We start from the raw sequence: 19155 nt of genomic DNA, 5'->3' as shown, positions 1-19155 counted from the left end.
CTGCTTCGCCCCGTCGTTCGGTCCCTGCTGCCAATCCAGGGTCCGGCGCTCCCTAGAATCATCGCCCACTGCCTTTTTCGAAGCGCGAGAGCCGACACCACATGTCCGATTCCGATATCCGCATCCGGGGCGCCCGGCAGCACAACCTCAAGAACCTCGACCTGGACATCCGCACGGGGGAACTGACGGTGGTGACCGGGCCCAGCGGGTCGGGCAAGTCCAGCCTGGTCTTCGACACGCTGTATGCCGAGGGCCAGCGCCGCTACGTGGAGACCTTCTCCGCCTACGCCCGCCAGTTCCTGGACCGCATGGACCGCCCGGCGGTCGACAAGGTGGAGGGCGTGCCGCCCGCCATCGCGATCGACCAGACCAACCCGGTCCGCACCAGCCGCTCCACCGTCGGCACGATGACGGAGCTCAACGACCACCTGAAGCTGCTGTTCGCGCGCGGCGCCGCGCTGTTCGACCGCGAGGCCGCGTTGCCGGTCCGCCACGACACGCCGCAGACGATCTATGCCGAGCTGCTCGACCGCACGAAGACCGACGACCCGCGCCTGGTGCTGACCTTCCCGGTCGAGCTGCCCGAGTCGGTCAGCGCCGGCGAAGTCGAGCAATGGCTGTCCGCCTCGGGCTTCACGCGGGTGCAGTCCGAGCGCGTCGTCAACGGGCGCAAGGTCCTGGATGTCGTCGCCGACCGCTTCCGCATCCAGGGCGTCGAGCAGGCGCGCGCGATGGAGGCCATCGAACTCGCGCTCAAGCGCGGCAGCGGCCGCCTGACGGTGCACGTGCTCAGCGCCGAGGAAGGCGTCGAGCCGACGTTGTGGCGCTACTCGACCGGCCTGCATTGCCCGGAGAGCGACATCCGCTACGCCGATCCGCAGCCGGCGCTGTTCTCGTTCAACTCGGCGATGGGCGCGTGCGAGACCTGCCGCGGCTTCGGCCGGGTCATCGGCGTGGACCTCGGCCTGGTGATCCCCGACGAGCGTAAGACCCTGCGCGGCGGCGCGATCAAGCCGATGCAGACGCCCGCCTGGAAAGAGAGCCAGGACGACATGCTCAAGTACGCCGGCGATGCGGGCATTCCCCGCGACACGGCGTGGAACCAGATGACGCCGGCCCAGCGCGACTGGGTCATCAGCGGCAGCCCGAACTGGAACGGCAACTGGAACAAGCAGTGGTACGGCGTGAGCCGGTTCTTCGAATACCTGGAGAGCAAGGCCTACAAGATGCACATCCGGGTGCTGCTGTCCAAGTACCGCAGCTATACCGAGTGCCCGACCTGCCGCGGCGCGCGGCTCAAGACCGAGGCCCTGCTGTGGCGCGTCGGCTCGAAGGCGCTGGCGGACGCGGCGTTGCCGGCGGACAAGCGGTTCATGCCGGCGGGCGTCCAGTGGTCGCGCGAACAGCTGGAAGCGCTGCCGGGCCTGTCGGTGCACGACCTGATGCAACTGCCGATCCACCGGCTCAGGCGCTTCATGGATGAGCTGCAGTTGCCGGGCACGCTGCTCGACGAAGCGCTCAAGCTGCTGCTCGACGAGATCCGCAACCGCCTCAAGTACCTCGTCGACGTCGGCATCGGCTACCTGACGCTGGACCGGCAGAGCCGCACGCTGTCCGGCGGCGAGGTGCAGCGCATCAACCTGACGACGGCGCTGGGGACCTCGCTGGTCAACACGCTGTTCGTGCTGGACGAGCCCAGCATCGGCCTGCATCCGCGCGACATGAACCGCATCGTCGAGGCGATGCAGCGGCTGCGCGACGCGGGCAACACGCTGGTCGTCGTCGAGCACGACCCGGCCGTGATGCTGGCGGCGGACCGGCTCATCGACATGGGCCCGGGACCGGGCCAACTCGGAGGGCAGATCGTCTTCGACGGCACGCCGGAGCAGATCCGTTCGGCCGACACCTTGACCGGCGCCTACCTCGGGGCGCGCAGGCACGTGGGCATGGGCCTCAAGCGCGTCGTCGAGGAGAGCACGCCGCGCCTGATCCTCGAAGGCGCGCGCGAGCACAACCTCAAGGACGTCAGCGTCGAGTTCCCGTTGCAGCGCATGGTCGCGGTGACGGGCGTGTCCGGCTCGGGCAAGAGCACGCTGATGCAGGACGTGCTCTATCCCGCGCTGGCGCGCTGGTTCGGCCAGGCCACCGAGACGCCCGGCCAGCACGACCGGCTGCTCGGCGCGGACTGGCTGGCCGACGCGGTCTTCGTGGACCAGTCGCCGATCGGCAAGACGGCGCGGTCGAACCCGGCGAGCTACGTCGGCGTCTTCGACGAGATCCGCAAGCGCTTCGCCGACACGGCCATGGCCAGGGAGCGCAGCTACGGCGCCGGCATGTTCAGCTTCAACGCCGGCGACGGCCGCTGCCCGACCTGCGGCGGATCGGGCTTCGAGCACGTCGAAATGCAGTTCCTGTCCGACGTCTACCTGCGCTGCCCCGATTGCGACGGCAAGCGCTTCCGCGCCGAACTGCTCGAGGTCAAGCTCGAGCGCGCCGGCCGGCAGCTCAGCGTGTCGGACGTGCTGGAGCTGACGGTGGCCGAGGCCCTGGGTATCTTCAAGGACGACCGCGAGGTGATCAACAAGCTGCAGCCGCTGTCGGACGTCGGGCTCGACTACCTGACGCTGGGGCAGCCGGTGCCGACGCTGTCGGGCGGCGAGGCGCAGCGGCTCAAGCTGGCCGGCTACCTTGCCGAGGCGGCCTCCAAGCCGCGCCAGGCGACGGCGACCAAGGGCACGCTGTTCCTGTTCGACGAACCGACGACCGGCCTGCACTTCGACGACATCGCCAAGCTGATGCGCGCGATGCGCAAGCTGCTGTCGGCGGGGCACTCGCTGATCCTGATCGAGCACAACCTCGACGTCATCCGCGCGTCGGACTGGGTCATCGACCTCGGCCCCGAGGGCGGCGAGGACGGCGGCCTGGTCGTCGCCACCGGCACGCCGGAACATCTGAAGGACCACCCGACCTCGCACACCGCGAAGGCGCTGCGCGAGTACGCGCTGGAGATGGACCGCGCACCGGTGAAGGTGTCGGAAGGCCAGCCGCTGCAATCGCTGCTGCGCCGGCGCCGCCAGGAAGACGAGGTCATCCGCATCGTCAACGCGCGCGAGCACAACCTGAAGTCGGTCAACGTCAGCATCCCGCGCGGCAAGTTCAACGTCGTGACCGGCGTGTCCGGCTCGGGCAAGAGCACGCTGGCCTTCGACATCCTGTTCAACGAGGGGCAGCGCCGCTACCTGGAATCGCTGAACGCCTATGCGCGCTCGATCGTGCAGCCGGCGGGCCGGCCCGAGGTCGACGCGGTCTGGGGCATCCCGCCGACGGTCGCGATCGAGCAGCGCCTGTCCCGCGGCGGTCGCAAGAGCACGGTCGCGACGACGACCGAGGTCTGGCACTTCCTGCGCCTGCTCTACGTGAAGCTGGGCGTCCAGCATTGCGCGAACGACGGCACGCCGGTCAAGCCGCAGAGCGTGGAGGCCATCGCCGCGCAGCTGCTGCGCGACTACAAGGGGCGGCACATCGGGCTGCTCGCGCCGCTGGTGGTCAACCGCAAGGGCGTCTACACCGACCTCGCGAAGTGGGCCAAGCAGCGCGGCCACACGCACCTGCGCGTGGACGGCGAGTTCCTGCCGACGAGCCCATGGCCGCGCCTGGATCGCTTCAAGGAGCACAGCATCGAACTGCCGGTCGGCGACATGACGATCGCGCCGGAGACCGAAGCCGAACTGCGCGAGCTGCTGGCCAAGGCGCTCGACCACGGCAAGGGCGTGGTGCACGTGCTGTCGCCGCTGGACGGCCTGCACGACGCGCTGCGCGGCGGCAAGCCGACGCGCGGCATCGGCGAGCTGCGCGTGTTCTCGACGAAGCGCGCCTGCCCGCAGTGCGGCACCAGCTATCCGGAACTGGATCCGCGGCTGTTCAGCTACAACTCCAAGCACGGCTGGTGCACGACCTGCGTCGGCACGGGCCTGGCGCTGACGCGCGAGCAGCGCAAGGCGCTCGACGACACGCTGCAGGACAAGGACAACCGCGGCCGCGAACAGAGCTTCCCCGCGGAGGAGGCCGAGATCGAGGACCTGAGCGACGCGCCGTGCCCCGACTGCCACGGCGCCCGGCTGAATCCGGTGGCGCGCGCGGTGAGCTTCGAGCACGAGACCATCGGGACGGTCGCGTCGTGGAGCGTGAAGGAGGCCCGCGAGTGGATTGCCGGCCTGACCCTGACCGGCCGCGACGCGGAGATCGCGCGCGACGTCGTCGTCGAGATCAAGGGCCGCCTGGAGTTCCTGGAGGAAGTGGGGCTGGGCTACCTGACGCTGGACCGCGCGGCGCCGACGCTGTCGGGCGGCGAAGCGCAGCGCATCCGGCTGGCGGCGCAGCTCGGCAGCAACCTGCAGGGCGTCTGCTACGTGCTGGACGAACCGACCATCGGTTTGCATCCGCGCGACAACCAGATCCTGCTGAAGGCGCTGGCGACGCTGGGCGACAAGGGCAACACGCTGGTGGTCGTCGAGCACGACGAGGACACGATCCGGCGCGCCGATCACATCATCGACATCGGCCCGAGCGCGGGCAAGCGCGGGGGGCGCGTGATCGCCGAGGGCACGGCCGAGGAGATCGCGAAGAACCCCGATTCGCTCACGGGTCGTTTCCTGTCGAGACCGCTGGTGCACCCGCTGAAGGAGCGCCGCGTGATGGAGGCGGACGCGCCGAAGCTGACGGTGCTCAACGCGTCCCTGCACAACCTGCGCGGCGTGACGGTGGACGTGCCGCTGCACCGGCTGGTGGCGATCACGGGGGTGTCGGGGTCCGGCAAGTCGACGCTGGCGCGCGACGTGCTGCTGGCCAACATGGCCGCGGCCGTGCCCCTGCGCCGGGCGCCGTCGAAGTGGCTGGGCTGCGACGCGATCGCGGGACACGCGCAGGTGGACCGGGTGCTCGAGGTCGATCAGACGCCGATCGGCAAGACGCCGCGCAGCTGCCCGGCGACCTACATCGGTTTCTGGGACGCGATCCGCAAGCTGTTCGCCGAGACGCTGGAAGCGAAGGCCCGCGGGTACGCGCCGGCCCGCTTCAGCTTCAACACCGGCGAAGGCCGTTGCCCGGGCTGCGAGGGCCAGGGCATGCGCACGATCGCGATGAGCTTCCTGCCGGACGTGAAGGTGCTCTGCGACCAGTGCCACGGACAGCGTTTCAATCCCGAGACGCTGGCGGTGAGCTGGCGCGGCAAGAGCATCGGCGAGGTGCTGCAGATGGAAGTCGACGAGGCGGTGGAGTTCTTCGCCGCGATGACCTCGATCTCGCACCCGCTGAAGCTGTTGCAGGACGTGGGGCTGGGCTACCTGACGCTGGGGCAGCCGAGCCCGACGCTGTCGGGCGGCGAGGCACAGCGGATCAAGCTGGTGTCCGAGCTGGTGAAGGTGCGCGACGACGTCACGCGCCGCGGCCAGAAGGCGCCGCACACGCTGTATGTGCTGGACGAGCCGACGGTGGGGCTGCACATGGCGGACGTCGAGAAGCTGATCCGCGTGCTGCACCGGCTGGTGGACGGCGGACACAGCGTGGTCGTCATCGAGCACGACCTCGACGTGATCGCGGAGGCGGACTGGGTGCTGGACCTCGGGCCGGAAGGCGGCTCGGCCGGTGGGCTCGTGGTCGCGCAAGGCCGGCCGGAGACGCTGGTCGAGCAGGGGACGCACACCGGGAAGGCGTTGCAGCCGGTGCTGGCGAGACGGTGAGGCGCTGCTGCACCGCGCCGTGAAAAACGGCCTCGCGAGAGGCCGTGTTCATTGGTGTCGAAGGGTGGGGCGCATCAATGCGGCTTGCGCCGCTGCCGCTGCTCGAAGTCGTCGCCGTGATAGACGTTGCCGTCCCAGGTGCCCGAGCGGTGCTTCGCGCGGGCGATCGCGTCGAGCGCCGCATCATGGGCCGCGCGGCGCCGGTCGCGGGAATTGAAGCGACCCCGCAGGCTGAACTGGCTCATGCGAAGTCCGGTCCGCTTCAACCAGCCGCGCCAGGCCAGTTGATGCCGGCGTGGCAAAGCCATGTCGATCGCGAGGAACACGCAGGTCAGCAGACCGAGAGCGGCGAGGACTTTGGCGAACATACGTCGGCGCTGTGAATCACACCTTGCTGGTGTGTAAGCCGACCACTATACGCGAGGCCCCGCAGCCCGTCTGTCAGTCGCGATGCCGGCCGTGACCGTGGCCGTGGTCGCCCCGATCGCCCCCGCGGTCGCCCCGATCCCCGCGGTCACCGCCGCGATCCCAGCCACCGCGATCACCGCCCCGATGGTCGTCGCGGCGCTCGTCCCAGCGACGGCCTTCCCAGCCGCGACGGTCGTCGCGATGGTCGTGCCAGTCGCGGCGGCCGTCCCAGTCCCGCCGGCCGTCCCAATCGCGGCGCGGCGGATCCCAGCGCGGCGGCGGCGGCGCGTACACCGGCATCGGATGCGCGTGCGGACGGCCGTAGTACGCCGGTGCGTAGGCCCGGGAGTACCAGTCCTCCCGCACGAAGTACACCTGCCGGCCGCAGGCACCGTAGTAGCCGCAATGACGGGCCCAGGAGCGGTAATGGCCCGGGGGCACGCGCAGGTACAGCGGTGGCGCCGGCGCATAGGCGCGTTCGATCACCATCGGCTGCGCGTACACCACGTCGGGGGGGACGTTGCCCACGTCGATCCGGCCGTAGAAGCCCGGCTGCCCGACGCTGATGGACACGCCCACGTCGCCCGCGAAGGCCGCCGGCGCGCTCAGGGCGCCGGCCGTCAGCGCCACGGCGCCGAGGATGCGTTGGATCAGGTGCTTCATCGAATGCCTCTCTTTGGTGCTTGTCGTCCGCTTGGCGTTCCACCCCCTGTCGGAGGTCATGGGCGCAGCGTCCGGAAAGGGCCAGCCTAGGGAAAGTATGGACAGTTAACGCGCGCTTGACGGATGCGGTGGACATCGCAGCGGTAAGCAGTTGTTGACCGTGTCCCTAGAATCCCGCGTCCCCGCCGACCCTGCGGGACGTGGAGCAACGATTGAAGCAATGGATCCTGACTTCCCTGGCGCTGGCGACCCTGGCGACGGGGCTGATCACCAGCGAGGCGTCGCTGGCGCAGACGGCCGCCGCACCGGTGGCTGTGACCAACCGCCCGCTGACGCTGGAACAGCTGTTCCGCGCCGAGCCCTATCGCGGCGAGTCCGCGAAGGAGGCGAAGTTCAGCGCGAGCGGCCGTTACGTCGCCTACCTGTGGAACCCGTTCGGCGAGCCGGGCAGCGACCTCTACGTGCATGACACGCAGACGGGCAAGACGCTGCGCCTGACCTCGCCGCCGCAGATGGCCGCGGTGGAGACGCCCGAGAACCTGGACCGCTACGCGAAGAAGCTTCAGCAGAAGCGCGACGAGCTGGTCGAGCGTCAGGCGCGCGAGGAGGCGCAGGCCGCCTACCTGCGTGGCGAGGCGGTCGACCTCGAGCAATGGGAGCGCAAGGCCATCGAGGCGCTGAAGGTCGAGCTGACCGAGCGCAAGGCGCGCGAGGACGCCCGCAAGGCGGCCGAGAAGGCCGCCTGGGGCGATGCGCCGGCGGCCGCCGCGGCCCCTGCGTCCGGTGCGTCGGCGCCGGAGGCGAAGAAGCCGGCCAAGGATCCCAAGGACATGGCGCTGTGGGAGCTCCGCGACGAGCTGAAGAAGAAGCGCGAGCGCGAGAAACTCAAGCCCGAGGACCTGTACCCCGGCGTGTCGCAGTTCGTGTGGGCGTCCAAGGGCGAGGAACTCGTGCTGGCGTACCGCGGCCAGCTGCTGCGCTGGAAGGCGGGCAGCGAGCGCGCCGAGCCGCTGCTCGCCACCGGTCGCACGCTCAAGCCGGTGGCCTACGCGCCGGACGACCAGTTCCTGATCGTGCAGGACGAGACGCGCGTGCTGCGCGTGCGCCTGGCCACGGCCGGCATCGAGGTGATCAACCGCGAGCTGTTCAATCCGGACGACGAGGACCGCAAGTTCAAGATCGCCCAGACCGCGATGAGCGATGACGGCCGCTGGATGGCGCTGGTCGCCAACGCGCCGCTGGTCGGCGCCGACGGCAAGCCGCTGCCCAAGCCGGGTCGGCAGGTCGAGATCATGAATTTCAACGACCGCTGGGCGACCGCGAAGAAGGTCGACCGCGAGGTGTCCGACGACAAGCGCGGCGTGCCGTCGATGGCGATCTACATCCGCAAGGTGCCGAGCCCGGGCGCCGCGCCGGAGCGCCAGCCGCAGCCGGTGTTCACGCATCCGGGCGGCGACAGCTGGTTCGAGATCTCGCCGGTCGTGTGGGCCCGCGACGGCAGCGTCTACGCGTTCACGACCTTCGAGCGCGAGAAGGACCAGTTCCGCGTCTACCTCGGCAAGCCGGGCGACGCGAAGCCGGAGATGGTGCTGGAGCGTCGCGCGCCTATCCACCACGAGCTGGTCAACGTGATGACGCCGTCGTTCACGCCGGACTCGAAGCAGCTGGTGCTGATCCTGGCCGACAACGGCTGGCGCCAGCCCTACGCGATGAGCCTGGCGGCCGGCGCCGATCGCTCGGTGAAGCCGCTATTGACGGGCGAGTTCGAGGCCTTCCAGGTGTTGGGCTTCACGCCGGACGCGAAGACGATGTTCGTCGTGGCCAACAAGGACGACTACGCGGCGATGAACGTCTGGCGCGTCGAGTTGAAGGACGGCCGCATGACGGCGCTGGGCCGTTCGCCGGACTACCACCGCAACGCGGTCGTCGCCCGCAACGGCCAATGGGCCGCGGCGGTAGCCGGCAACTGGGCGGAGCGTCCCGAACTCAAGCTGCTGAAGGGCCAGGCTCCCGCGGCCGGCGCGGAGGCGGGCAAGCTGCTGACGCAGAGCCACGACCCCGCCTGGGCACTGGTCGACGTGCTGCGTCCGGAGCGCTTCAGCTTCAAGAACCGCCACGGCGACACCATCCCCGCCTACGTCTTCAAGCCGCTGGGCTGGGCGCCGAGCGACAAGCGCGCGGCGATCGTCTACACCTACGGCGGTCCGCTCAACGACCGGCACTCGGTGGAGACCGACAGCTTCCAGCCGACCGGCTACGTCTTCGCGATGTACATGGCGGCCAAGCACGGCTACGTGACGGTGACGGTGGACCCGCGCGGCCACTCCAACTACGGCGAGAAGTTCGCCGATGCCAACTGGGAGAAGCCCGGCGCGCCGCAAACCGAAGACCTCGAGGACCTGGCCGCCTACATGAAGGCCAACCTGGGCGTCGACGGCGCGCGCATCGGCCTGAACGGCTGGAGCTTCGGCGGCTTCCAGACTCAGTACACGATGTACACCAAGCCCGACCTGTTCGCGGCCGGCATCGCGGGCGCAGGCCCGACGGAATGGGAGAACTACAACAGCTGGTACAGCGGCCGCACCATCGGCAAGGTCGACCGGACCAAGCCCGTGCTGCGCAAATATTCGCTGCTGCCGCTGGCGAAGAACCTCAGGAAGCCGCTGCTGCTGGTGCACGGGATGCAGGATCCCAACGTCCTCTACCAGGACACGGTCAACGTGTACCGCGCGCTGCTGGAGTCGGGGAAGGAAGGGCTCGTGGAACTCTTCCTGGATCCGGACGGCGAGCACGCCCTCGGCGGCGCGGTGAAGGCCGTGGGCTGGCATCGGAAGTACGAGCAGTTCTGGCTGCGGAACCTGGGGGCGGCGCAGCAGAAGTGATGCAGGAACGGTGGGGCGGCGACGCCCGCCTGTAGCGGTGAGTGCGGCGACGCCTGACTGGAGCGGTGGTTGCGGCGACGCCCACCTGCTGAGGACAAGCGTCGGCCGCCAGGTCGCAGGGCTGTCGGACCTGCGGCCCTCCAGCGCTCGCGGGCGTCGTCCAGTCCACTGGACTGGACTCGGTCCCGCTCTCCCCCGGCCGCAAGGGCCGAAACCCCGCGACCTGCCGTCCCCCATCAGCCCCGCACTTCGTCGGTTTTGCTACCGAGGACTGCGGGGCTTGTCGTATCCGGGGATCAGGGCGCCGCGACGACCGTCTTCACGCGCTCGCCCACCTTCGGCAACGCTTCGCCGCCATAGCGGCCGTTGAGCAGCTTGAGCTGCGCCTCGGTGATCACCGAGGTCTTCGCCATCTCGGCGAAGCCGCCGGCCGGGTAGGGCCGCAGCGCGACCTTCCACGGCTTGGCGAGTTTCCTGTCGTCGGTCGTCAGCGCGCGGAAGCTCTCTTCGGCCTGCGTGAGCGCAGCGCGTCGCGCCTGCAGCGACTGACCGTCCTTCGCGGCGTAGACCAGCGCGTACACCGCGCCCTTGGCGCTCGTGATGAGCGTGATCTCGGCGTTGCCGCGCTGGCCTTGCGCGTTCTTGCGCACGCCGCTGAAGTGCGTGGCCTTCAGGCCGTTGATCGTCTTCGCGTCGGTGCGACCCTGCTCGGCGCCCCAGCGGCGCAGGATGTCGTCGTGCACCGTCCCCGCCTTCTCGGGCACCGGCTGCAGGATGAGCGCCGCATCGCGCTGCGGACTCATCACCGTCAGCGTCTCGCTGCCGTTCTGCAGCGCCCAGCCCGCGGGCGCCGTGAGCGCGATGTCGAGCGTCGGATGCAGGAACTGCTGGCCGCGCACCAGCCCCTGCGAGGGGCTGTCGCCGAACACCATGCCGTCGATCGCCTGGAGGAAAGCCGCGCGGTTCTCGTCGACCGGCTGACCGCCGGTGAGCTGCGCGGCCTCGTCGCGGATGCGCTGGAGGCGCTGCTCGTTGCTCGGGTGCGAGGCCAGCCAGCTGTTGCCGGTCTGCGGCTGCTTGCCCTGCGCCTTGGCCTGGTCGGCGGCGAACTGCTCCTGGTCCTTCAGCACCTGGATCACGTCGACCATGTGCTTCGGGTCGTAGCGGTTGCGCGCCAGGTACTCGGCGCCGAGCTGGTCGGCCTGGAGTTCCTGCTCGCGGCTGTAGGAGGCGACATAGCCCGCCGCGGCGTTCTGCGAGACCTGGCCCGCGATGTCCGTCGCGCCGCTGACGCCGCGCGATTCGAGGACAGCGCCCAGCACCGTCGCGGCCAGCACGCCGATGCCGGCGTTCTGCTGACGCGTCGCGCGCTGCGCGCCGTGCCGCGCGGTGACGTGGCCGATCTCGTGTCCCATGACGCCGGCCAGGTCGGCTTCGTTCTCCATGTACGCGAGGATGCCGCGCGTGACGTAGACATAGCCGCCGGGCAGGGCGAAGGCGTTGACCTCGGGGCTGTCGAGCACGGTGAAGTGCCACTCGAGTTCCGCCCGGTGCGACTGGGCCGCCAGCCTGTTGCCCAGCGCGGTCACGTAGGCCTGGAGCTTCGCGTCGTCGACGACCGAGTACTCCTTGAGCACGTCCTGATGCGCCTGACGTCCCGTCGCGACTTCCTGCTGCGGGCTCATCGCACTGCGCTCGGTGCGGCCGGTGACCGGGTTGACGACGTTGGTGCCGCAGCCGGCGATCGTCAGCAAGGCGGCGGTGGCCAGCACCGCGAACGGGAAGTTGCGCTTCATCGGAATCCGCGGCGAAAGAGGAACGAGCGCCCGGCCGGTCGACCGGGCTGGAGGTCAACTGCGCTGGCGATCAGGCGATCAGGCGTTGAGGCGTTGAGGCGCTGAGGCGCTCACTCGGCCTGCGTGCGCAGCGTCCACAGCGTCAGGACGCCTTCCGGCACCTCGCGGCTGAGCGCGTCGCGCCAGTGCAGGTCGGTGAGCTTTTCCTGGTCCTCGGCGCTGAGCTGGCTCTCGTCGCCGCCCAGCAGGGCGATCGGCGCCAGCGCGGCCGCGGTCTTGACGTGGTCGAACAGCGGCGTCCAGGCCTCGCCGTCCTGGTCGACGCCGATCATGAAGCCGGTGCACCAGTCCTCGGCGTCCACCAGCTGCTGTTCGCCTTCCTCGGCGACGCTGAAGATGGGCTCCCATTCGTCCTGCTTGGAGGTCCACTGCACCGACAGGCTGTGCACGTGGCGCAGCAGCAGCAGGGCGATCTTCTTGCGCTGCTTGCCGCTCGGGAACGGGTCGCCGCCGCCCCACACCGGGCTCATCCATTCGGCGCCGGGCTTGTCGCTCAGCGGCAGCGGGCTCAGCAGCTGCGCGCTGAGGTAGCCGTCCAGCGCCTCGATGTTCATCGCGGCGTCGTTGTCCAGCTCGGACAGGAAGTCGTCCAGGTCCGACAGCTCGTCATCGGTCAGCGGGGTGTAGAGGGCCTTGTCGGGCTGGTACTGCGGAAAGTCCATGTCGGATCCTGGAGAGTCGGGCGATGTTCAGTGGAGTCGGCCGGGTCAGCCGTGGCGGCCGTGACGGCTCTTGGGCTTGCGGCCGTCCATGTCGGTCAGCTGCGTCTTGAGCAGCGCCATCAGCACGCGGGCGTTGGCCTCGGTCATGACGAGCAGGGTGCTGGGCTCGATCCCGTCGACCGGCTCGCGTTCCTTGACCAGGGCGTCCAGCTTGAAGGTCACCAGGCCGCTGGTGGAGGAATTCGAGGCGCCCTTGAGCTTCTGGACTTCGATGTGATGCGTCTTCATGGCCGTCATTCTCGGCGATGACGCAGGCGCTGGATACCGGTCACCACCGCCACGACGACGATGCCCGCCAGGATGCCGGCGATGGCGTCGCCCAGCACCTCGACGACCGTGCGGACGAAGCCGGTGACGCCCATCGCCTCGACGACATGCTGGATGGCGTGGTGCAGGAAGGGCGCGCCGTGCGTCAGGATGCCGCCGCCGACCAGGAACATGGCCGCGGTGCCCGCCACCGACAGCGCCTTCATCAGCCATGGCGCCAGCCACAGCAGGCCGCGTCCCAGCGCCTGCTGCCAGGCGGCGGCCTTGCGGCTCAGCCAGAGTCCGGCGTCGTCCAGCTTGACGATGCCGGCGACCAGTCCGTAGACGCCGATCGTCATCACGACGGCGATGCCGGACAGCACCAGAAGCCGCGTCGTAAATGTCGCGTCCGCCACCGTGCCCAGCGTGATGGCGATGATTTCGGCGGAGAGGATGAAGTCGGTGCGGATCGCGCCCTTGACCTTGTCGCGCTCCAGCGCGGCAAGGTCGACGGCCGGGTTCTTGACCGCCTCGGACAGCGCCGCCTCATGGACGTCGTCCTCTTCGGTGTGCAGCCACTTGTGGGCGAGCTTCTCGACGCCTTCGAAGCAGAGGTAGGCGCCGCCGATCATCAGCAGCGGCGTGACCAGCCAGGGCGCCCAGGCGCTGATGGCCAGCGCGGCCGGGACCAGGATGGCCTTGTTGATCATCGAGCCCTTGAAGACGCCCCAGACCACCGGCAGTTCGCGGTCGGCGCTGACGCCGGTGACCTGTTGCGCGTTGAGCGCGAGGTCGTCGCCGAGGACGCCGGACGTCTTCTTGGCGGCCATCTTGGAGAGCAGGGCCACGTCGTCCAGGACCGTGGTGATGTCGTCGAGCAGTGCGAGCAGGCTGGAGGCCATGGCGGAAGAGTCCCGTTCCCTGAAAGTGATGATTTGTGCGAAGCCCGCCTTTGTACCGCAAGCCATCGGCGTTTCGAGCCGACGCAGGCGGTTTTCCGACCCTCACCAGCGTCACGGAATTGAAGCCGGTGGCACACTCCGGCGTCATGAAACGCCGCACCGCCTCCTTGCTGTTCGCCGCCGCGCTCGCCGCGGTGTCCGTGACCTCGGTCCACGCCGCTGACGCCGCCTCGGGACCCGGTCCCTACGACGAGCAGGCCGACGCCCGCGTCGACGTCAACAACGCCGTCGCCCGCGCCGCCAGGGAGGGCAAGCAGGTGCTGGTGGTCTACGGCGCCAACTGGTGCAAGGACTGCCTGGCGCTGAACAAGGGCTTCGGCGACGGCCACCTCGGCACCGCCGTCGACAAGCGCTTCGTCACGGTCAAGATCAACGTCGGCCGCTTCGACAAGAACGTCGATGTCGCCAACCAGATGGGCGTGACGTTGAAGAAGGGCATCCCGACCGTCGCGGTGCTCGGCACCGACGGCCAGGTCCTGGGCACGACCAAGGGCGGCGAACTGGCCGACGCCCGCAACATGGGCGAAGACGCCGTGTTGAAGGTGCTGGAGTCGCTCGGCAAGAGCTGACTCGGCGGCAGCGGGATCCATGCGTAGGCAGGCATTCCGGTTCCAGGGATGGAGCCGGACGCCGGGTTCCAGGTGTCGCTGTTGAGTCCTGACCCCCGATAGCGCTCCGGCTATCGCCGGGGCCGATGGTCAGTCTCTTCTGCGCTGCAGCACGCCCGCAGGCCCCGCGATCAGGGGTCAAGTCTTGCGCCCAGGCCGGAATCCCAGCCCGGACGCTTGTCTTTTGTGCGGCCATCGCCTATTTCTTGGGCATGGCCAGGCCCCTTCGCATCGAATTCCCAGGCGCCGTCTATCACGTGGCGACGCGCGGTGACGTGCATGTCTTCACCGACGACGAGGATCGCCAGGCGATGCTCGGACTGATCCAGCAGGCGGCGGAGCGTTTCGACGCCCAGGTGCTCGCCTATGGGCTGGGCCGCGAACACTACGAACTGCTGCTGTTCACACGGCAGGCCAATCTCTCCCGCCTGATGCGCCATCTGAACGGTGTGTACACCCAGGCGCACAACCGCCGGCATGGGCAGATCGGACACGTCTTCCAGGGGCGGTTCAAGGCCGTGCTGGTGGACCGCGAGCATCTGCTGCTGGACGCCTGCCGCTACGTGGAGTTGATCGGGCGGCGCGCCGGGCTGGCGTCGTCGCCGACGGCCTGGCGCTGGAGCAGCCTGCAGGCGCACGCCGGTCTGGTGGCCGCGCCGGACTGGCTGGAGGTCGACGGCCTGTGGACCAACGTCCTGGGCCGCGTGCCGCAGAACGCGGCGGATCGCCGCAAGGCCGCGCAGCGCTATCAGGCGATCGTGGAAGCCGAACCGGACCTGGACATCTGGACCCAGCTGCGGCATCAGATCTTCCTGGGCGATGCGGCCTTTGTGCAGCGGACCGTGCGGCTCAGCGAGCACCCGCCCCGCACGCCGCGTCCGCGTCGCTGGGGCGACTGGCTCAAGTCCAGCGGCAGCCGGGAAGAAGCGCTGTATCGCGCGCACACCGAAGGCGGTCAGTCGATGACCGAACTCGCCCGGGAATTGGGACTGTCGGTGTCTCGAGTGAGCCGGCTCATCGCCGGCCATGAACGTCAGCGCTGAAAAGCGGCTGAAGGCTCAATGCAGAGCCCGCGCCGGAGCGGCGGGGCAGGCTGCCACCGATTCATCCGACTCGGCCGCCTCGTTCCAGGCGGCCGTTGTCATGTCGCGAGCGGCGCTCAGCTGATGACAGAGTTCGGCGACGCCCAGGCCGTCGGCTTCGCCTTCCGGCATCGGCAGCGCGGAGACTTCGCCCGGCAGATCCGCCAGCGCGCCCAGCAGCTGGAACAGCAGTTCCAGATCCGGCTCGGCGTCCGGCGCCCGTTGCTGGCGAGCCAGCCCCAGGCTGCGGCACAGGTAGAAGCAGGCTTCCGCCGCCTGATCCGACATCGCGTGCGACATCGCCAACTGCTCCAGCGACTCCGCCCGGGCCGCCTGGGCGGCCGGATCGTCCGAACGGTCCGCCAACGCGTCCAGCGCGGCGGACGCCGGCGGCACGGCGATCAGATCGTCGTCCTGGGGCAGCAGCGGAGAAGCAGTCTTGGAGTTCGCCATGAGAGTTCAGCAGGGGAACAGCGGTTCAGCCAATCAACGAAGTAGATGCTAGGCAGCTACCGGCAAACGCGCCTCCCACAGCTCGGGGGGAACCCCCGCCGCGCAAGCGCCCGGGAGGCCGGTTCACGTGAACCTGTCACACTTCGTGACACGAACAGCCCTGAGCTTAAGGGCTTACTCGCCGATTTGGGTGAATCACTTCGCCTTCTTCGGACGGCTCCAGCCCGAAATCACGGTTTGTCGGCCCCGCGCCACAGCCAGGCCGCCGGGTTCCACGTCCTTGGTGATGGTCGAACCGCCGCCGATGGTGGCGCCGTCGCCCAGCGTGACCGGGGCCACCAGCACGCAGTTCGAGCCCACATGGACGTCCGCGCCAATGGTCGTGCGGTGCTTGTTGGCGCCGTCGTAGTTGGCGGTGATGCTGCCGGCGCCGTAGTTGACGCGCTCGCCCACGGTCGCGTCGCCCAGGTAGGCCAGGTGGTTGGCCTTGGCGCCCTGGGCCAGCGTCGAGTTCTTCACCTCGACGAAGTTGCCGATGTGGACCTCCGCGCCCAGTCGGGCACCCGGACGCAGTCGCGCGAACGGGCCGATCAGCGCGCCCTCGCCGACGCTGGCGCCGGCGGACTCGCCGTCGATGTGGGTGAACTCGTGGATGCGGGCGTTCGCGGCGATCGTCGCGTTGCGGATCACGCAGTTCGCGCCGATGCGCACGCTGTCGCCCAGCGTCACGTGGCCTTCGAAGACGCAGTTGACGTCGATCTCGACGTCCCTGCCGCAGTCCAGCGTGCCGCGCAGGTCGAAGCGGGACGGGTCCGCGAGACGGACCCCTGCCGTCATCAGCGCCTCGGCCTGGACGAGCTGGAAGCGACGTTCCAACTGGGCCAGCTGCGACGGGCTGTTGACGCCCAGCACCTCGGTTTCGTCCTGCGTCTTCACGCCGACCACGGAGACGCCCTCGGCCACGGCCATCGCGACGATGTCGGTCAGGTAGTACTCGCCCTGCGCGTTGTTGTTGTCCAGCCGGCCGACCCAGCGCTTCAGCGCCTCGGTGGGCGCGGCCATGATGCCGGTGTAGCACTCGCGGATGCGGCGCTGCGCGTCGCTGGCGTCCTTGTGCTCGACGATCGCCTTGACCTGGTCGCCCCCATCGCCCCCATCGCCGCCTCGGACGATGCGGCCGTAGCCGGTCGGGTCGGCGTACTCGATGGTCAGCAGCACGAGCTGGTCGCCGCCGCAGGCCTCGACCAGCGCACGCGTCGTCGCGGTGCTGATGAGCGGGGTGTCGCCGCTCAGGATCAGCGTGGTGCCGCCGGCGACCAGCGCCGGGACCGTCTGCTGGATCGCATGGCCGGTGCCGAGTTGCGGCTCCTGGCGCACGAAGCGCAGGCCCTCGCCGCCGACGGCGGCCTCGACCTGGTCGGCGCCATGACCGGTGATGACGATGCGGGCGTCCGCGGCCAGTGCGGCGGTGTTGCCGAGCACGTGCTGGAGCAACCCGCGGCCGGCCAGCTTGTGCAGCACCTTGGGCAGGCTGGATTTCATGCGGGTGCCCTTGCCCGCGGCCATGACGACGATGTTCAGCGACATAAGAAAAATCGCGGTTCCCTGTTGGAGAGACCGCGATTATCAGGGTCGCCCGCGACGCGCCTCACGGCGTCGCGGTGACCGGTTGTCGCCGCTTGTGGGTGCCGGCCGGCGCCCGCGGGCAGGAGGGCGTCCTACTTCGACGGCGTCAGCGGCACGCTCACCCGGTGCGGTTCGGGGCGCGTCTGCGGGAAGTCGGCCAGCGAGGCCTCGAAGAGCGCGCCGAAGAGCTCCTTGCCGCCCTCGGTGAGTCCGTCGTTGGAGGCGCGCGCCTCATACAGCGGCTCGTTGGTCTTGCGGTCGCGCAGCAGCATGGCGACCTCGCGGTCGTAGCGGCGCTCCATCATCGGATCCATCGGGTACGAATAGCCCCAGCGGCTGTAGTACGGGCGCCAGGCCGGGCCGTAGCGCCAGCCCCAGTAGCTGCCATTCCAGCGCCACCACAGCGGGTCGTCCCAGGGCGCGGGGCCGGAGCGGCTGACGCGCGCGCCCAGCGACACGACGACGTCGGCCGCCTTCGCGTCGGCGGACTCGGTGAAGCCCGCCTTCCGCAGCGCGCCACGGGCGGCGTCCTCGAGCGAAGCCTGGCTGGCCTCGTTGCGCTGCTGGGAGGGCAGCCGCTCGAAGGCGAAGGTGCCGGGCTGTCGACCCGCCGGCCAGCTGCCGAAGGTCTGCGCATCGGCGGTGACGGTGTTCAGGGCTGCGCAGCCGGTGAGCGACAGCGCGGCCGCCGCGCCCAGGCTCAGCAGGGCGACTCGACGATTCAAGGTGAACATGGTGACCTCCAGTCGGATACCGCTCGGGGTCGTCGACCCGGGCACGCGCCGCGCCCGGTGACGCCGCTTGACGGCGAGACAGTCCGACGATTGTGGCCCGAGCCGGTTGACCCGCGCGTGCGGAGGGCGTGACGGCCCGGTAAACCTGTGTTCAGTCGGCGGCCGAGTAGGCCTCGCCCGCGTCGTCGACGGGGGCCGGGACTTGCCCCTTGGCCCCCGGGCGGACGAAGTTGACGACGCCGGCGGCCGGCGCCGGGGTGCCGCACTGCTCGTCCTCGTCGAAGGCGATGTCGCCGTCCGCCACCGGCGCGCCGGTCGCCTTGATCGTCTGGAACGGGAACAGCTCGCGGTCCATCATGTGCGAGGTCACGATGTTGCCCATCGCGGTGAACATGTTGTCCACGCGGCCCGGGAAGCGCTTGTCCCAGTCCTGCAGCATGGCCTTGACGGTGGCGCGCTGCAGGTTGGGCTGGCTGCCGCAGAGGTTGCACGGGATGATGGGGAACTCGCGGTGCTCGGCCCAGCGCTCCAGGTCCGATTCCTTCACGTAGGCCAGCGGGCGGATGACGACGTTCCTGCCGTCGTCGCTGACCAGCTTGGCGGGCATGCCCTTCATGCGGCTGCCGAAGAACATGTTCAGCATCAGCGTGGTGACGATGTCGTCGCGGTGGTGGCCCAGCGCGATCTTGGTCGCGCCGAGCTCGCCCGCCACGCGGTACAGGATGCCGCGGCGCAGGCGCGAGCACAGCGAGCAGGTCGTCTTGCCCTCGGGCACCAGGCGCTTGACGATGGAATAGGTGTCCTGCTCCTCGATGTGGAAGTCCACGCCGCGCGACTTCAGGTAGGCGGGCAGGATGTCCTCGGGGAAGCCGGGCTGCTTCTGGTCGAGGTTGACGGCCACGATGCTGAACTTGATCGGCGCGCGGTCGCGCAGGTTGATCAGGATGTCCAGCAGCGAGTAGCTGTCCTTGCCGCCGGACACGCAGACCATGACCTTGTCGCCGTCCTCGATCATGTTGAAGTCGCCGATCGCCTGGCCGACCTGGCGGTGCAGACGCTTCGAGAGCTTGTTCATCTCGTGCGCATGCTTCTTGGCCGCGGCATCCGCGGCGGCCAGATCGATGCCTTCAATGGTGGTGGTCGAGTCGGTCATGTTCAGTCCTCAATGTATTCAT

Annotated in this window: 14 protein-coding genes; 4 read left to right on the top strand and 10 right to left on the bottom strand. The window is 69.3% G+C overall.

The features are described 5' to 3' along the window. The first annotated feature begins 101 nt into the window (after positions 1-101). On the top strand, positions 102-5738 hold the full coding sequence (gene uvrA / locus AC07O8_RS14965) for an excinuclease ABC subunit UvrA (protein ID WP_495048777.1): 5637 nt from the start codon (positions 102-104) through the stop codon (positions 5736-5738). A gap of 74 nt (positions 5739-5812) precedes the next feature. Here uvrA and AC07O8_RS14960 read toward each other — a convergent pair whose 3' ends face one another. Both AC07O8_RS14960 and AC07O8_RS14955 read right to left on the bottom strand, forming a co-directional pair. Next, positions 5813-6106: a hypothetical protein gene (locus AC07O8_RS14960; protein WP_297530648.1), complete on the bottom strand. Its 294-nt coding sequence runs from the start codon at positions 6104-6106 to the stop codon at positions 5813-5815. Positions 6107-6179: 73 nt separating this feature from the next. After that, complete coding sequence (locus AC07O8_RS14955; protein WP_495048776.1) at positions 6180-6809, bottom strand: hypothetical protein; 630 nt, start codon at positions 6807-6809, stop codon at positions 6180-6182. Between the two features lie 212 nt (positions 6810-7021). Between AC07O8_RS14955 and AC07O8_RS14950 the strand changes: the two genes are divergently transcribed. Next, on the top strand, positions 7022-9691 hold the full coding sequence (locus AC07O8_RS14950; protein WP_495048775.1) for a S9 family peptidase: 2670 nt from the start codon (positions 7022-7024) through the stop codon (positions 9689-9691). A gap of 296 nt (positions 9692-9987) precedes the next feature. Here AC07O8_RS14950 and AC07O8_RS14945 read toward each other — a convergent pair whose 3' ends face one another. From AC07O8_RS14945 to AC07O8_RS14930, 4 genes are all read right to left on the bottom strand, one after another. Further along, positions 9988-11487, bottom strand: coding sequence for a M48 family metalloprotease (locus AC07O8_RS14945; RefSeq protein ID WP_495048774.1), 1500 nt, complete (start codon positions 11485-11487; stop codon positions 9988-9990). A 110-nt stretch (positions 11488-11597) separates the two neighbouring features. After that, on the bottom strand, positions 11598-12209 hold the full coding sequence (locus tag AC07O8_RS14940; RefSeq protein ID WP_495048773.1) for a UPF0149 family protein: 612 nt from the start codon (positions 12207-12209) through the stop codon (positions 11598-11600). A gap of 45 nt (positions 12210-12254) precedes the next feature. Continuing rightward, positions 12255-12497 (bottom strand): hypothetical protein, encoded by a 243-nt coding sequence (locus tag AC07O8_RS14935; RefSeq protein ID WP_088405006.1) that lies wholly within the window; start codon positions 12495-12497, stop codon positions 12255-12257. A gap of 5 nt (positions 12498-12502) precedes the next feature. Then, complete coding sequence (locus tag AC07O8_RS14930; protein ID WP_495048772.1) at positions 12503-13417, bottom strand: DUF808 domain-containing protein; 915 nt, start codon at positions 13415-13417, stop codon at positions 12503-12505. 146 nt (positions 13418-13563) lie between these two features. Between AC07O8_RS14930 and AC07O8_RS14925 the strand changes: the two genes are divergently transcribed. Together AC07O8_RS14925 and AC07O8_RS14920 are read left to right on the top strand one after the other, a co-directional pair. Continuing rightward, the gene (locus AC07O8_RS14925; protein WP_495048771.1) at positions 13564-14046 is read left to right on the top strand and encodes a thioredoxin family protein; all 483 of its coding nucleotides are present in this window, start codon (positions 13564-13566) and stop codon (positions 14044-14046) included. Between the two features lie 251 nt (positions 14047-14297). Beyond that, positions 14298-15128, top strand: a complete 831-nt coding sequence (locus AC07O8_RS14920; RefSeq protein ID WP_495048770.1) for a transposase — start codon at positions 14298-14300, stop codon at positions 15126-15128. Between the two features lie 15 nt (positions 15129-15143). Here the strand turns inward: AC07O8_RS14920 and AC07O8_RS14915 are convergent, their stop codons facing one another. The 4 genes from AC07O8_RS14915 to ttcA form a co-directional block, all read right to left on the bottom strand. Continuing rightward, a complete protein-coding gene (locus tag AC07O8_RS14915; protein ID WP_495048769.1) occupies positions 15144-15620 on the bottom strand; it encodes a hypothetical protein in 477 nt (158 codons plus the stop codon). A 195-nt stretch (positions 15621-15815) separates the two neighbouring features. After that, entirely contained in the window at positions 15816-17207 is a 1392-nt protein-coding gene (glmU, locus tag AC07O8_RS14910) for a bifunctional UDP-N-acetylglucosamine diphosphorylase/glucosamine-1-phosphate N-acetyltransferase GlmU (RefSeq protein ID WP_495048768.1), read from the bottom strand. 131 nt (positions 17208-17338) lie between these two features. Then, positions 17339-17980: a DUF4136 domain-containing protein gene (locus AC07O8_RS14905; protein WP_495048767.1), complete on the bottom strand. Its 642-nt coding sequence runs from the start codon at positions 17978-17980 to the stop codon at positions 17339-17341. A 151-nt stretch (positions 17981-18131) separates the two neighbouring features. After that, on the bottom strand, positions 18132-19133 hold the full coding sequence (ttcA, locus tag AC07O8_RS14900) for a tRNA 2-thiocytidine(32) synthetase TtcA (RefSeq protein ID WP_495048766.1): 1002 nt from the start codon (positions 19131-19133) through the stop codon (positions 18132-18134). Positions 19134-19155 lie beyond the last annotated feature (22 nt).

This window comes from Roseateles sp. GW821-FHT09G09, from assembly GCF_059415965.1.
This window is presented reverse-complemented; position numbering and strand designations above follow the sequence as displayed.